The sequence below is a fragment of the Rhodococcus sp. Leaf225 genome (assembly GCF_001426145.1).
In the GTDB taxonomy this organism is placed as follows: Bacteria; Actinomycetota; Actinomycetes; order Mycobacteriales; family Mycobacteriaceae; genus Rhodococcoides.
The window spans coordinates 777,695-791,543 of record NZ_LMRN01000025.1; the positions used below are offsets into that span (position 1 = coordinate 777,695).

Below are 13,849 nucleotides of genomic sequence, written 5' to 3' on the forward strand. Positions count from 1 at the left end.
AACCGATCGAATCTGTTCATCGATCCAGATAGGCCATGTGCTCGATGTTGTAGCGGTCGCCGTGGACGCCGACGCTGTCGGCGAGTCGGTCGAGATCGTGGAGCTCGTCGGCGGAGAGTCGCACCTCCGTCGCGGCCGCGTTCTCCTGGATGCGCGCTGTGCGGCGAGTTCCAGGAATCGGAACGATCCAGGGCTGTCGAGCGAGCAGCCAGGCCAGTGCGATCTGTCCAGGTGTGGCCCCCGCGGACTCGGCAAGTCCGCGTACGTGAGCGATCAATCGTTGGTTCGCCACCAGATTGTCGGCTTCGAACCGCGGAACACGCTGGCGGATGTCGCCCTCGGTGAAGGTCGTCGACGAGTCGACGGTGCCCGTGAGGAATCCCTTACCGAGCGGGCTGAAGGGCACGAATCCGATGCCGAGTTCGGCCAGGGTGGGCATAACCGCCTCTTCGGGGTCTCGCGTCCACAGCGAGTACTCACTCTGCACTGCGGTGACCGGGTGGACAGCGTGTGCGGAGCGTATGGTCGCGGCCGATGCCTCGGAAAGACCGAAATGACGGACCTTTCCCTCGGCGACAAGTTCACCAACAGTGCCCGCGACGTCCTCGATCGGGACGTTCGGGTCTACGCGGTGCTGGTAGAACAGGTCGATGACATCGGTTCGCATCCTCGTCAGGGATGCCTCGGCGACACGACGAATCTGTTGAGGGCTACTGTCGAGCCCCACCATCCGACCGTTGTGTATGTCCCAGCCGAACTTCGTCGCGATCACCACCCGGGGGCGGATCGGTCGGAGGGCTTCGCCGACGAGCTCCTCGTTGACGTAGGGACCGTAGACCTCGGCGGTGTCGAAGAAAGTCACTCCATGGTCGACTGCCGAACGCAGTACTTCGATCATGTTCTCGCGGCTGCCGGGGTTCGGGCCGTAGCTCTGGGACATGCCCATCGCGCCGAGTCCGATCGCCGAGACGACGAGACCTTGTCCCAATGTTCTGGTGTGCATGATCAGTCCTCGATCGTCGTGAACCCGTCGGATGACGGGCTGCCGGAATCGTTGCAATAGCGCCGGAATCTCGTCGATCGCACGTGGCGGCGGGTGCCCACTCGATCGACTGCCATTCAGCCTACTCGTTCGAACGGCTGGTATCAGTCGTGATCGCCGGCTCGACATCTGCTGCGTCGGTACAAGATCGGGTCCGTCGTCTCGGCGGGAGTGTCGGCTTGGACGGCACGGCCCCGAGGGGTGTCGGGAGGTCGAGCACGCGGGAGGTGGACAGGCGGTGACGGAGGTATGCGACTCCGAGTCGGATGCGTCCGTAGCCCAGGATGGGGTCGAACCCGACCGTTTCTCCGATGGCGTCGACGCGAGTCTGCATGGTGCTGTGATGAACGCCGGCTGCTCGGGAGGCCTGCCGGACCGACGGGGTGGCGAGAATTGCGTCCAGTGTGGACCGCGCCCAGGTGTGTTCCATGACCGCGGCGATGCACGCGACATCGGCTCCGGTCCTGCTGTCCGATGTGTCCGCGAGCAACTCGATGATGCCGAGATAGCGATCGGCGTCGACGAAGGGTTCACGATCGCCGTCGCACAGCCGTAGCGCCACCATTGCGGTGCGGAACGACAGATCCAGATCGTCGACGGATACCGCAACCCCGAACCCGGACGGTCGCACGTCGAGTCGGGCATCGTCGGCGTCGATGACGACCACATGGATGGGCCCGTGCACCGTCGTCACGACGTCCCCGGCTCCAGGCGGGTGCTGATCCCAGACGGCGAACAGCGGCGCGGCGAGCACGCGGTAGCGTCGCTGGGCACGCAACCCGGCTCGTTCTGCCGCCGCACGTCGCTCCGTCACATCACGGTGCGTGTCCAGGGCCGTCCCGATGTCGCGGCGCGGCTCGATGTCTCGGCGTTCCATGCCGAGTCGGACTCCCACGGACAGTGCCAGTCGTTCGAGGATGATGGCGTCGTTGGATTGCGCCGGCCCGTCACGTTCGAGCCAGACCACCGCGTCGCCCGGCAGAGCGTGCTCGGTTCTCGAGGCCGGGGGTGGGCCGTCGAGGACGTCGCCCAGGCGGCCGACCCGTAGGGTCCGTCGCCCGGGCGAGCCGACTCCGGCGGCCACGTCCAGGCCGGCGGGACACCCGGCGAGGGATGCGGCCGTGCTGAGCAGTGCACGGCTGTTGACGTTGCCCTTGATCAGCTCGTCGAAGCAGGCGATGACACGGATGCCGAGACTGGCATCAGGGTCGAGCGCGGCGATCTTCCCGAGGAGTTCCTGCATCACCGACCCTTCTGTCCGTTGTTGTCACATCCGTTCGTGTCGACCCATTGTCAGCTGTGCAGCGCGTCGTACGTGGCCTTTTCGAAGTCGAGGTAGCCGCCGACGGACCCGGCGTCGGCGAACGGGAAGATCTGAGTCGCCCAGTACCCTCCGATCCCGTTGCGACGATCGATCCAGTAGTACAGGTTCGCCAGTCCCGCCCATGCCAGGCTCCCGGCGGGTCGACCGGTCGGTGCGTCCTCGTCGTTGATCATGAAGGTGTAGCTCCAGGACTTGGGCATGCCGGGGAAGAACTCCGCGTCGTTGCTCAGCGACGGAATGACGCCGGGAAGCATCGTCACCTTCAGGTCGCCGAGGTGGTTGCGGGACGCGAAATCGACGGTCTCGGGCCGTAGTACCTGCTCGCCGGAGGGGGACGCACCGTCGTTCAGCCACATCCGGATGAACGCGAGGTAGTCCGGCACCGTCGAGTACAGGCCGTGTCCGCCCATGTGAACCTCGGGATCGGGTAGCGCGAAGTCGGTCCCTGTGAGGGAGCCGTCGGCTTCGCGCTGGTGCATCGTCGCGACGCGGTCTCGGGTGGTGTCGGACAGGGTGAACGAGGTGTCGTTCATGCCCAGCGGCTCGAGGATCCGCTCGGTCATCACCTCGCCCAGGCGCTTGCCTGTGATGCCTTCGACGACCTGTCCGGCCCAGTCGATGTTGCTGCCGTACTCCCAGGCCTCGCCCGGATCGAAGAGCAGCGGTGTCGACAGCGCGCGGCGGGTGGAGGTGACGATGCTGGGCTGTCCGTGGTTCTCGGCGAGCCGGTTGTAGCGTGCGTTGAAGAAGTCGTAGCCGAACCCCGCGGTGTGCAGCAGAAGGTGTTTCGTGGTGATGTCGCGTTTGGGTGCGCGCAGGATCGGCTCGCCGTGGTCGTCGAACCCGTCGAGAACCTGCACGTCACCGAGCGCGGGCACGTATTCCTTCGCGGGGGCGTCGAAGTCGAGCTGTCCCTCCTCGCGCAGTTGCAGTGCGGTGACTCCGGTCAACGCTTTCGTGGTGGAGAAGATGGCGAACACGCTGTCGGTGGTCATCTCCGTCCCGGTGCGCAGATCTCGCGCGCCGGACGCGCCGAGGTACACGGTGTCGTTCCTGTCGGTGACTCCGGCGACGACGCCGGGGACGGTGTCGGACGCGGCGGCGAGGACGGAATCGAGTGCTGTCGTCATGGTGCGATCGGGTGCGGACATGGTTGATCTCCTCTGATCGAATGTGGCTGCGGTGGAGGGTGTGTGGAGGTGGTCAGTCGGCGAGGCGGTTCTCGACCCAGGCGGTGCGGGTGCGGATCATCCCCTGCGCGAGTGTCGTGTGCGGAGCGAAGATGTCGAAGGCGTGGAAGCCGCCGTTCCACACGTGCAGCTCCGCGTCTCCGCCCGCGTGCCACAGGGAGGTGGCGTACGCGACGGCCTCGTCGCGAAAGATTTCGGCCGATCCGACGTCGAGGTAGGCAGGTGGCAACCTGGCGAGGTCGGTCGCGCGAGCGGGTGCGATGTACGGCGAGACGTCGTCGGTGCGGTAGCGGTCGCCGAGCACTGCGCGCCAGCCTGTTTCGTTGCTGATCCGGTCCCACACGCCGACGGCGTCGAACTGGTCGGTGGACACGGTGAGTCCGCGGTCGTCGAGCATGGGGTAGACGAGCAACTGTCCGCACAGAGCCGGGCCGCCGCGGTCGCGGGAAGCGAGTGCCAGGCCGGCCGCGAGACCACCCCCGGCACTGGCCCCGGCGACCATCACCCGCCGGGTGTCGATGTTCAACAGTTCGGCGGACTCGATGATCCACAGCAGTGTGGAGTACATGTCTTCTCGGGCGTACGGATCGGGGAACTCCGGAGCCAACCGGTACTCGGGGGAGACCAGAATTGCTCCCAGCCGTTCGACCCATTCGAGATTGAGTGCGAGCGCGTTGAACCTGTCGCCGAACATGAGTCCACCCGAGTGCGCGTACAGCACGACCGGTCTCGGACCGGTGTGATTCGGGGAGCTGAACACCGAGACGGTGAGCGGGTCACCGAGGTGGCCGGCGACCGTGAACTCACGGTGATCGACCTCGTGGCCCTCGAGGATGTCGGCGAGCGGTGGGGAGGCGTAGGAACGCCGCATGAAGGGGACCAGGTCGGGCGTGATCGTGGGAGGGAACACGCCACCGACGATCGCGAGGCCCGCTCGGAGCTCGGCGTCGATCTCGGGGCGGGGGAGCCGTCCCGAGTGCGCATCGCCGGTGTCGTGTGTCACAGGTCATAGTATGGAGCGGCGCCGCTCAGCAGCGGTACCGCCGAACACGCGTGATCTGCTCCATGCGACCCGCCGAACGGCGGGGTACCCCCTGCGTTCATCAGCCGCGATGCGTGGTTGCAGTAGTACATGGTCGACGATGCCCCCAACCTCACGTGCCTGAGGCGAACGAAGTCGCTGGGCCTTAGCAACCTGTCGGCGCATCACGACCGCAACGCACCTGCAATGCGGCGCTCTTCCTGATAGCTTGTTTTAATCAAGCGACCGGAGGCGTTCATGCTCGACTCGAATCACGGCACCAGCACCTTGTCCATCGCGGGCACGAACACCCTCTCTCTTCCGGCCGCGGTGGGTGACGCGCCCGCGTCTGGTCGACTCCGGTACCTGCAGGGCGGAACCGGGTCGCCCGTTCTCCTGCTGCACACCGTGCGGACTCAAGCCGAGCACTTCCACCGCCTGCTGCCGCGCCTGCTGCCCGGTCACACGGTGTACGCGCTGGATCTGCCGGGAATGGGCTGGTCGGACATCGTTCCGGGGGCGTCGTACGAGGAACCCGCCATGCGAGCTGCAGTGCTCCGATTGCTGGACGACCTCGACCTGCGGGACGTGACGGTGGTGGGGGAGTCCATGGGTGCGGTGCTCGCGTTGACCGCCGCGTCCGAGCGCCCGGACCGTGTCCGTCGTGTCGTCGCGATCAATCCCTACGACTACGCAGGCGGGATCCTGAGGTCCGGGCCCCTCGCGAGGGTGATCATCGGCGGGGTGACGGCGCCGATCGTCGGACCCCTGCTGGCCGGGGTGGAGCCGCGGCCCGTGGTGCGGCGGATCCTGCGCGGGGGCCTCGTGGACCGGTCGGCGCTGACCGAGGACTATCTGACCGAACTCCTCCGGGTGGGGCGTCGGCCCGGTTATTCCGACGTGGCGCGTGGGGTGTACCGGGCTCTCCCGAGCCTGATCGACGCGCGGTCGGCGTACGAGAGGGTGGACGTGCCGGTCACGCTGGTGCACGGTGACCATGACTGGTCCCGTGAGTCCGATCGCCGCGCACATGTCCGGGCACTGCCGCACGCAGACGTGCATCGGATCGAGGGAGCGGGCCACTTCTTGTCGTTGGAGAAGCCCGATGTCGTTGCCGCGCTGATCGACTGAGCGTCAGGCCGAGACCGCGGAGGCGGGCACCGACGCCGTCAACTCGAAGAAGCGCTGCAGCGCGTCCGAGGCTCCGGTCACGCGGGCGTGCTCACCTCCGGTCCGGTCGGCGGACAGTGTGCGGAAGATCTGCTCCGACGTCCCGGTGACGACGACGTCGGCGACGGCGTCGGGGCCGGGCGCGGTGGTGGTGACGCCGTCGGCGGTGGAGGCCAGCAGCAGGGTGGCGCCGTCGGCGTCGAGGCGCACGGTGACGTCCGGGTAGGTCGTTCCGTCGCGCTCCGGGTATAGAGCCATGACGGCGAAACCGAGCCACGGGCCACGGGTGTGGTCGCCGTTCACGCCCGCCGCCATCAGCGGCACCCCCCAGCGGGCGAGTTCCACCAGAGGTCGCCGCAGACCCCGTCCCCACTCGGTCAGTGAGTAGACCCGCGCGGAGACGGGCGCGGGATCGTCGGACGATCGGACGACGCCGGCGTCCTCGAGCGAACGAAGTCGTTGTGCCAACAGGTTGGTGGCGATGCCGGGCAGCGAGCGATGCAGATCCGAGTACCGGCTCGGGCCGATCAGCAGCTCCCGGATCACGAGCATCGTCCAGCGATCGCCGATGACGTCGAGCGCTCGGGCGAGCGCGCAGAACTCTCCGTAGGACTTCACGGTTCGAAGCCTACGCTTGACAAAATCATTCGCATACTTGAGATAATCAAGTGGTGAATCTGTTGCAGCGACGTCCGACGTCGCGACTCCCCGTTCTCCTGGTGCTGTGCGCCGCGACCCTCGCGATCAGCCTCGCCACGACGGCGATCAACGTGGCGTTGCCCTCGTTGGCTCTCGATCTGTCCGCCGACAACAGGGCGTTGCAGTGGATCGTGGACGCGTACAACCTGCTGTTCGCCACGTTCGTTCTCGCCTTCGGCAGTCTCAGCGACCGGTACGGGCGCAAGGGTGCGCTCGTCCTGGGACTGTCCGTCTTCGGCGGCGGAGCCGTCGGCGCGTCGTTCGCGGAGAGCTCCGGGCAACTGATCGCGTGGCAGGGCGTCATGGGCCTGGGCGCGGCGTTCGTCTACCCGACCACGCTGTCCATTCTGTCGAACGTCTTCACCGAGCGTGCAGAGAAGGCGCGCGCGATCGGGATCTGGGGTGCGACCACCGGTGTCGGAGTTGCATGCGGACCGATCCTCGGTGGATGGCTGCTTGAGCACTTCTGGTGGGGCAGTGTCTTCCTCGCTCTCGCCGCCGGTGCGGCCGTCGCCGTTCTCGTCTCGGTCGCGGTGATCACCACCTCACGAGACCCCGCAACTCCTCGCATCGACCACGGGGGACTCGTACTCTCGGTTCTCGCCGTGGGCAGTCTCGTGTTCACGGTCATCGAGGCACCGGAACACGGCTGGAGCAGCGTCACCACCCTCGTCGGATTCGTCACCGCTGCCGCGCTGTTCATCGGCCTGGTGTTGTGGGAGCGACGCCAGGACGATCCGATGATCAACGTGAGCCTGTTTGCGAATATGCGCTTCACCGCGGCGAGTGCGTCCGTGACCTTCGCCTATTTCGCGCTCTTCGGCTTCATCTTCCTCATCTCGCAGTACTTCCAGCTGGTGCGTGGATTCGGCCCTCTGGACACCGGAGTGAAGTTCATCCCCGTGGCCGCCTCCATCGCCGTCGGGTCGGTCCTGGGCACGGTGCTCGCGCTGCGGATCGGCAACAAGCTCGTGGTCGCCGGCGGCCTCGTCCTGTTCTCCGGAGCCTTCCTCTGGATCTCCACCGTGAGCGAGTACACCTCGTACCTCGAGATCGCGCTGCAGATGATTCCCCTGGGCCTCGGCCTCACATCGGCCCCGGCCACCGAGGCCATCATGGGTGCCGTCACACCGGAGAAGGCCGGCATCGGTTCCGGGATGAACGACGCGACCAGAGAGGTCGGCGGCACGCTCGGTGTGGCCGTCATCGGCAGTGTCTACGCGTCCCTGTACGTGTCGTCGCTGAGTGATTCGGACGTCGTCCGGGCGCTGCCCGCCGAGGTTCGCGGCATCGCCGGCGAGTCCGTCGGTCAGGCCGTCGTCGTGTCGGAGCAGATTCGCGCCGGGGGCGATTCCGGGCTGGCACAGTCGGTCACCGACGCGGCGAACAGTGCCTTCCTCGACGGTCTCGCGGCCGGCTCCTACGTGGCGGCCGGAGTCACCGCCGTCGGCGCCGTGGTGGCGGCGATCTTCCTACCGTCGCGTCCTCGCACGACCGACGAGAGCACGTCCGGTCGCCCGGCGCACCGCGCGGACGTCACCACGGCATGAGCGCCACGGACCGGTCGACATACGTCAAAGTCGGCGCCCTCGCGGTGGTGGCTGTCGCGGTCGCCGTCGCGGGCGGGTCGTACGTACGGATGGACTCGCTGCTCGGCATCGGCCAGTACACGGTCACGGTGCAGCTCACCGACTCCGGCGGTATCTTCACGAACGCCGAGGTGACCTTGCGCGGCATCCCCGTCGGACGGGTCGGCGCGTTGCGGCTGGTGCACGACGGCGTCGACGTCGACGTGTTGATCGACGACGACGCGCCACCGATCTCCACATTCAGCGCGGCAGTCGTCGCTGCCCGCTCGGCCATCGGCGAGCAGTACCTCGATCTGCGGCCGGAAACCGACGTCGGCCCGCACCTCGCCGACGGATCTGTGATCGACCGTTCACGCACGTCTCTCCCCGTCCCGGTGGAGAGCGTCCTCGCGAACGTCGACGGGTTGGCGCGCAGCATTCCCGTCGACGATCTGAGGACCGTCGTGACCGAGCTCGGCGACGGCTTCGACGGCATGGGCGACGAGTTGACCACGCTCGTCGAGTCGCTCGACAGTCTCAGCGCGGCGCAGCTCGACGCCCTGCCCGCAACGGTCGACCTGGTACGCGACGGCAGAACCGTGCTCGACACGCAGAGCGATCAGGCGTCCGCGATCGCCGACTTCAGTGCGGGCCTCGAGCAGATCACCGCGCAACTGCGGTCGAACGATGGCGATCTGCGACGCCTCGTCGACACCGGTACCGACGCCGCTCGCGAGACCGGGGCGCTGGTCGGAGCCGCCGGGCCGTCGTTCACGTCCGTCGCGACCGGCCTCGCATCGACCACGTCGTCGATCGGCCCACGGGCCTGGGCGCTGCGGCCACTGCTGCAATTCCTGCCCGGCCTGGCGGAGGGCGCGAAATCCCAGAGTCCCGGCGACGGAACCACCCACTTCGGCCTTGTACTGGAAACGAACAACCCACCGCCGTGCACAGTCGGATACGAGGGGATTCAGCGCATTCTCGATCGTGAACGTGCGCTCGATCCGAACTTCGACGAGACCGCGCAGGACTTCCCGATCGACCTGTCAGCGGGGTGCACAGCGCCGCGCGGCTCGGTCACCGGCGTGCGCGGTGCGGGCAGCGTCCCCTACCTCGATCCTGCTGTGCCGCAACCGTGGGACGACAAGCCGAAGGTCGACCCCGGCGCTCTCGACCTCAGCCCGATCGCGCAGCAACTCGCCCCACTGCTGGGAGTCACCGTCCGCTGAGGTGTTCGTCTCAGCGGGGTCTGGTGAAACAATGACATCGTCTACGGCGAGATGGATCGGTCCCCGCGGTCGGATCGCGAGAGCAATGCGACGACGCTGCTCGACGCGAGCTTCACGGTCACGCCACTTCGTTGCGCGGCAGCGGCACGATGTGGTCGGGGCTTCTTTTCGGACTCGCCGCGAATCTCCCATGCCCTGCCAGTGCACCCCTTGGCAGTGACTCCCTCTGTCCAGTTCGCCCGGATACCTTTCTCGGGACCGACCAAATGTACGAGAGGACCGCACGATGAAGAGACTGCTGACCACAGGGATTGCCGCACTGGGATTGCTGGTGACGACCGTCGGGTGTTCGCAAGCTGAGGACAACTCGAGCAGCGACGGTCTCACCGGCGAGTGGCGGATGACGTCTCTCGAGGTGGGTACGGAGGGCGATCTCGCCCCGGTGCCCTACTCGGGGCAGGTCGTCTTCACCGACGACACCATGTCGGTGCAGGCGATGAACCCGGATACCTCTGCGCCGGACACGCCGCTCACGGTTCAGGGATACGAGGCATACTACGGCGACCTCACCACCGATGCGGATGCTGGAACCTTGACCGTCACAGTCGAATCGGCAGCGGCGCGTGACCTGATCGGGCAGACGTTCGACCGTAACTTCGAGGTCGACGGTGACACCCTGGTCCTGACACCCGCCGATCCTTCCGAAGGGTTTCGTGTGACCTACGAACGACACTCCGACTCATGAGTGCACCGATCAGGCAACGCCGAGTGTTGTCCGGGGCGTTAGCGGTGTTGTCCGTGCTCGCGTCGGCGGCCTGCTCCGCCGAATCCTCGAATGGTTCCGAGGCTCGATCAGCAGGTGCGACAACGGTATTGACCGAAACTCCGGTGAGTGCCGCGAACCAGCAGGTGCAGGCCGGAGAAACTGTGCGGATCAACATCGCAGTGGGTGATCGAACCGTGGTCGGAACTCTGAACGACAGCGCAGCCAGCCGTGATCTCCTGGGTCAGCTCCCCGTGACGCTGGACATGTCCGACCACGGTTCCGTGGAGAAAACGGGGCCACTCCCGGCAGAATTGTCGACCGAGGGAGTGCCGGCGAGCGCGGACCCGAACCCGGGAGACATCGGGTACTACGCACCGGGGAACGACTTCGTCCTCTACTACGGAGATCAGGGTGAATATCCCGGGATCGTCCTGCTCGGCAGAATGGACGAAACCGGCTCGCAGACTCTCGGTTCCATGGACGGCGACGTGACGGTGACCGTGTCTCGCTCGGAATGAGCTCAGGCGATGGAAAGTGCTGTGACCGTGCTGTTCGGTTCCACAAGAGGTGCCCCGCTGGTGCACCTCTCAACAGGGACTCCCTCTGAGGTCGTATTCGCGGTTCACTGAAGCGCGAACAATCCAATGGGGAGGGAGACTGCGATGACCGATCAACCGAGGCAGGTCGGAGGCGGGCGCTCGATGTTCGGCGACTTCGCCCCGAAGCTTGCTGAGCTCACAGATGACGTTCTTTTCGCTGACGTCTGGAACAGGCCCGAGCTGGCCGCTCGTGACAGGAGCCTCGTCACGGTCGCTGTGCTTGCCGCCGGAGGTGACACCGAGCAACTCGAGTTCCACCTCGGCCGCGCGGTCGAGAACGGAGTGACGCAAGGCGAGCTCATCGAGATGTTGACGCACGTCACGCTGTACGCGGGCTGGCCGAAAGGGATGGCCGCGATGGGTGTCGCGAAGGAAGTGTTCGGTGAAGGATGAACATTGGGAAACGTCGTGAGTTGTCGTCGGCTGCCGAGATCGAATCGACAGAAAGTGTAGTGCCATGAATATCGAACCCGCTGTCCCCACGTCGAAGAACCCCGCCGCGCAGTTCGCCGGCGACGTATGGGTGGACCCGATCGCGACGCCGCACGAGGACGGCCAGACCATGGTGGTTGCGACCGTGCGATTCGCACCCGGCGCCCGAACTGCGTGGCACTCGCATGAAAACGGCCAATACCTCCGTGTGACTCAGGGAGTTGCTCGTTTCGGAAGCCGAGACGGCACCATCATCGAGGTGCACCCGGGCCAGACCCTCTACACCCCTCCCGGTGAGGAGCACTGGCATGCTGCAGCCCCCGGTGTGTACATGGAGCACATCGCCATGTTGCAGAACGGCGAGGACCCTGCAACGACGACGACATGGGCCGAGCACATCACCGACGCTCAGTACGAGGGCCGCTGATCCCCTATAGGCACGCAGTGGAAGGAACAATCTGATGTCGCGTGTGTTGATCACCGGTTCGACCGACGGTGTCGGCCGGGCCGCAGCCGTTTCACTCCTCGACGACGGTCACGAAGTCGTCGTTCACGCGCGCACGCGGCAACGACTGTCCGCAGTGGAGGACCTGACGACCCGCGGTGCATCGGCTGTCGTCGGCGACCTCGCGCACCTCGATCAGGTCCAGAGCATTGCAGAGCAAGCCCACCACATCGGCGCTGTCGACGCTGTCATTCACAATGCCGGGATAATCGACGGGCCCTCGCTTCTGCCGGTCAACGTCGTGGCTCCCTATGTGCTCTCGGCGTTGATGGGAAGTCCGGAGCGGCTGATTTACCTCAGCAGCAGCATGCACCGCGGCGGGGATCGAAACTTGGCCCGCGCCGATTTCTCCGGGACGCGCAAGACTGTCTCGTATTCGGACAGCAAGCTTTTCGTGACCACGTTGATGGCAGCAGTCGCCAGACGGTGCACGTCCGTTCTGGCCCATGCGGTCGATCCTGGCTGGGTGCCGACAAAAATGGGCGGCCCCAGCGCGAGCGATGACCTCGCACTCGGCCACGTGACCCAAGCATGGCTCGCAACCACCGACGATCCGGAGGCTCTTGTCTCGGGGGGGTATTGGCACCACGAGCAGACCGAGACTCCCCACCCCGCTGTACACGACGACGATTTCCAGGACCAACTGGTCGCCGCTCTGACTGAGCACACCGGAATCAGCCTGCACCACAGATAGACCGACCACGAAGAGGACACCCTTCATGACTGTCAGCTACGACTTCACAGGAAAAACCGCGTTCGTCACCGGAGGAAGTGCCGGTATGGGCGCAGCGACCGTCCGAGGGTTCGCCGAAGCGGGCGCCGCTGTGGCCGTCGTCGACCTCGACGGTGACGCCGCCCGGCAGCTTGCCGACGAGCTGATCGGTAGGGGTTTGAAAGCCTTGGCACTGCAATGTGACGTCTCGAACGAGGATCAGGTTGCGGCCGCGGTTGCGGCAACCGTCGAAGCTTTCGGCAGCCTGGACATGGCGTTCAACAACGCCGGAATCATGCTCCCACCCGTCGATTCGGCCGAGGAGACGGCCGACGCGTTCGACAAGCTCGTCGCCGTGAACCTCCGTGGGGTGTGGGCGTCGACGAAGCACGAACTCGTGCAGATGCGCAAGCAGAGCTCGGGTGCCATCGTCAACTGCTCGTCGCTCGGTGGTCTGGTCGGCGGAGATGGGCGTACCACTTACCACGCCACGAAGCACGGCGTGATCGGTGCCACGAAAAGTGTTGCGCTGCAATACGGAAAACACGGCGTGCGCGTCAACGCAGTGTGCCCCGGAACCATCGCCACTCCGATGGTCGATCGGATGATCGCGGGTGGTGAGCTGGATCCCGATAGTGCGGCGAGTGGAGTTCCTTTGGGGCGACTTGGCCGGCCGGAGGAAATAGCTGCGGCGGTGCTCTGGTTGTGCAGCGACGCCGCGAGTTATGTGACGGGCGTGGCTCTACCCGTCGATGCGGGATACACGGCGCAGTAAATCATCCACGGATGAACCGATGGGACCGTCGCCGGAACGGTGATCGCCTTGGTCCGACCTCGTGATCCACCCTGCTGAGCCGCGACAGGGTATGCCCCGCATGCCGGGCAGCGGGGCGTTCTCGGTGTCACGAGAGTGTCACAAGTCAGGACGGACGGAGATGGACCGCTGTGCACGCTGATGGACGAACACGCAGCTCGTAGCGGGTTTCATGAGTCCAGGTGAATCCACCTGATCTGGTCGTCGAAGCCTTGTAAGCGAAAGGTCGTCAGTTCAATCCTGACAGGAGGCTCTCGATATGCCTCTGACCAGCACGAATGCTCCGAAAGAGCCTGATCTCACCTCTCGTTTCACGACTTCCCCCGGTACGCCCGTGCAGGTCCGCCACGGTCCAGGGGCGTCCACGCACCTGCGAAATGTCCCGAAACTCGGCTCGATGTCACGAGTTGTCACAACTCATCCGTAACTCCTCTTCAGGACTCGGGTGGATGCTGGTGGCTGTGGGTGGACTCCAGCGCAGGAGGGTCCACGACAGTCCGCGGACCTGAGGGGACTTCAATGGACGGATTCCACTCGCTTCACGTCCGATTGCCGGTGGCGTGGACGTGTGCGGACGTCGGTGGACAGTGCGCTGCTCGATTCGGGACTGTCACACGTCTACCGACTGATCGCAGGGGGAGCAGCAATGAACGACAACACCGTGAGACGTGTACGAGCGTCCGACCGTGTGCTGCCGCATCCACCGCGGCGGTTACCGGTGGTCGGCGACATCCTGGACCTCCACGTCACCGAGTCCAGCCAATGGGCGATGCGAGAC

The 13,849-nt window shown here is 65.7% G+C and carries 14 protein-coding genes; 9 read left to right on the forward strand and 5 right to left on the reverse strand.

Annotated elements, in window-relative coordinates; all coding sequences use genetic code 11:
* Positions 1–16 precede the first annotated feature (16 nt).
* The 4 genes from ASG69_RS21790 to ASG69_RS21805 form a co-directional block, all read right to left on the reverse strand.
* On the reverse strand, positions 17–1,003 hold the full coding sequence (locus ASG69_RS21790) for an aldo/keto reductase (protein ID WP_056446192.1): 987 nt from the start codon (positions 1,001–1,003) through the stop codon (positions 17–19).
* Between the two features lie 121 nt (positions 1,004–1,124).
* Positions 1,125–2,285, reverse strand: coding sequence for a PucR family transcriptional regulator (locus ASG69_RS21795; protein ID WP_200933867.1), 1,161 nt, complete (start codon positions 2,283–2,285; stop codon positions 1,125–1,127).
* Between the two features lie 50 nt (positions 2,286–2,335).
* Positions 2,336–3,517: a serine hydrolase domain-containing protein gene (locus tag ASG69_RS21800; protein ID WP_056445394.1), complete on the reverse strand. Its 1,182-nt coding sequence runs from the start codon at positions 3,515–3,517 to the stop codon at positions 2,336–2,338.
* Between the two features lie 52 nt (positions 3,518–3,569).
* Positions 3,570–4,559: an alpha/beta hydrolase fold domain-containing protein gene (locus ASG69_RS21805; protein ID WP_235579049.1), complete on the reverse strand. Its 990-nt coding sequence runs from the start codon at positions 4,557–4,559 to the stop codon at positions 3,570–3,572.
* Positions 4,560–4,835: 276 nt separating this feature from the next.
* Here ASG69_RS21805 and ASG69_RS21810 point away from each other — a divergent pair, with 276 nt between their 5' ends.
* On the forward strand, positions 4,836–5,708 hold the full coding sequence (locus ASG69_RS21810; RefSeq protein WP_056445391.1) for an alpha/beta fold hydrolase: 873 nt from the start codon (positions 4,836–4,838) through the stop codon (positions 5,706–5,708).
* Between the two features lie 3 nt (positions 5,709–5,711).
* Here the strand turns inward: ASG69_RS21810 and ASG69_RS21815 are convergent, their stop codons facing one another.
* A complete protein-coding gene (locus ASG69_RS21815; RefSeq protein ID WP_056445387.1) occupies positions 5,712–6,365 on the reverse strand; it encodes a winged helix-turn-helix transcriptional regulator in 654 nt (217 codons plus the stop codon).
* Between the two features lie 53 nt (positions 6,366–6,418).
* Between ASG69_RS21815 and ASG69_RS21820 the strand changes: the two genes are divergently transcribed.
* From ASG69_RS21820 to ASG69_RS21855, 8 genes are all read left to right on the forward strand, one after another.
* The gene (locus ASG69_RS21820; RefSeq protein WP_235579050.1) at positions 6,419–7,996 is read left to right on the forward strand and encodes an MFS transporter; all 1,578 of its coding nucleotides are present in this window, start codon (positions 6,419–6,421) and stop codon (positions 7,994–7,996) included.
* Positions 7,993–9,243 (forward strand): MCE family protein, encoded by a 1,251-nt coding sequence (locus ASG69_RS21825; protein WP_056445381.1) that lies wholly within the window; start codon positions 7,993–7,995, stop codon positions 9,241–9,243. The genes ASG69_RS21820 and ASG69_RS21825 overlap by 4 nt, the downstream gene beginning before the upstream one ends.
* 286 nt (positions 9,244–9,529) lie before the next feature.
* A complete protein-coding gene (locus tag ASG69_RS21830; RefSeq protein ID WP_056445378.1) occupies positions 9,530–9,988 on the forward strand; it encodes a lipocalin-like domain-containing protein in 459 nt (152 codons plus the stop codon).
* 143 nt (positions 9,989–10,131) lie between these two features.
* Positions 10,132–10,527: a cyclophilin-like fold protein gene (locus ASG69_RS21835; RefSeq protein WP_235579051.1), complete on the forward strand. Its 396-nt coding sequence runs from the start codon at positions 10,132–10,134 to the stop codon at positions 10,525–10,527.
* Positions 10,528–10,671: 144 nt separating this feature from the next.
* Positions 10,672–11,001 carry a carboxymuconolactone decarboxylase family protein gene (locus ASG69_RS21840; RefSeq protein ID WP_056446184.1) on the forward strand — a complete coding sequence of 110 codons (330 nt, stop codon included), beginning with the start codon at positions 10,672–10,674 and terminating at the stop codon, positions 10,999–11,001.
* A 64-nt stretch (positions 11,002–11,065) separates the two neighbouring features.
* Positions 11,066–11,467 carry a (R)-mandelonitrile lyase gene (locus ASG69_RS21845; RefSeq protein WP_056445372.1) on the forward strand — a complete coding sequence of 134 codons (402 nt, stop codon included), beginning with the start codon at positions 11,066–11,068 and terminating at the stop codon, positions 11,465–11,467.
* A gap of 34 nt (positions 11,468–11,501) precedes the next feature.
* Positions 11,502–12,239: an SDR family NAD(P)-dependent oxidoreductase gene (locus ASG69_RS21850; protein WP_056445368.1), complete on the forward strand. Its 738-nt coding sequence runs from the start codon at positions 11,502–11,504 to the stop codon at positions 12,237–12,239.
* A gap of 25 nt (positions 12,240–12,264) precedes the next feature.
* Positions 12,265–13,032, forward strand: coding sequence for an SDR family NAD(P)-dependent oxidoreductase (locus ASG69_RS21855; RefSeq protein WP_056445367.1), 768 nt, complete (start codon positions 12,265–12,267; stop codon positions 13,030–13,032).
* The last annotated feature ends 817 nt before the right edge of the window (positions 13,033–13,849 follow it).

Bases quoted from the DNA above. Each gene is read 5' to 3' on its own strand.
- ASG69_RS21790 (WP_056446192.1), bottom strand. From the start codon at position 1,003: ATGCACACCAGAACATTGGGACAAGGTCTCGTCGTCTCGGCGATCGGA.
- ASG69_RS21795 (WP_200933867.1), bottom strand. From the start codon at position 2,285: ATGCAGGAACTCCTCGGGAAGATCGCCGCGCTCGACCCTGATGCCAGT.
- ASG69_RS21800 (WP_056445394.1), bottom strand. From the start codon at position 3,517: ATGTCCGCACCCGATCGCACCATGACGACAGCACTCGATTCCGTCCTC.
- ASG69_RS21810 (WP_056445391.1), top strand. From the start codon at position 4,836: ATGCTCGACTCGAATCACGGCACCAGCACCTTGTCCATCGCGGGCACG.
- ASG69_RS21825 (WP_056445381.1), top strand. From the start codon at position 7,993: ATGAGCGCCACGGACCGGTCGACATACGTCAAAGTCGGCGCCCTCGCG.
- ASG69_RS21830 (WP_056445378.1), top strand. From the start codon at position 9,530: ATGAAGAGACTGCTGACCACAGGGATTGCCGCACTGGGATTGCTGGTG.
- ASG69_RS21840 (WP_056446184.1), top strand. From the start codon at position 10,672: ATGACCGATCAACCGAGGCAGGTCGGAGGCGGGCGCTCGATGTTCGGC.
- ASG69_RS21845 (WP_056445372.1), top strand. From the start codon at position 11,066: ATGAATATCGAACCCGCTGTCCCCACGTCGAAGAACCCCGCCGCGCAG.
- ASG69_RS21850 (WP_056445368.1), top strand. From the start codon at position 11,502: ATGTCGCGTGTGTTGATCACCGGTTCGACCGACGGTGTCGGCCGGGCC.
- ASG69_RS21855 (WP_056445367.1), top strand. From the start codon at position 12,265: ATGACTGTCAGCTACGACTTCACAGGAAAAACCGCGTTCGTCACCGGA.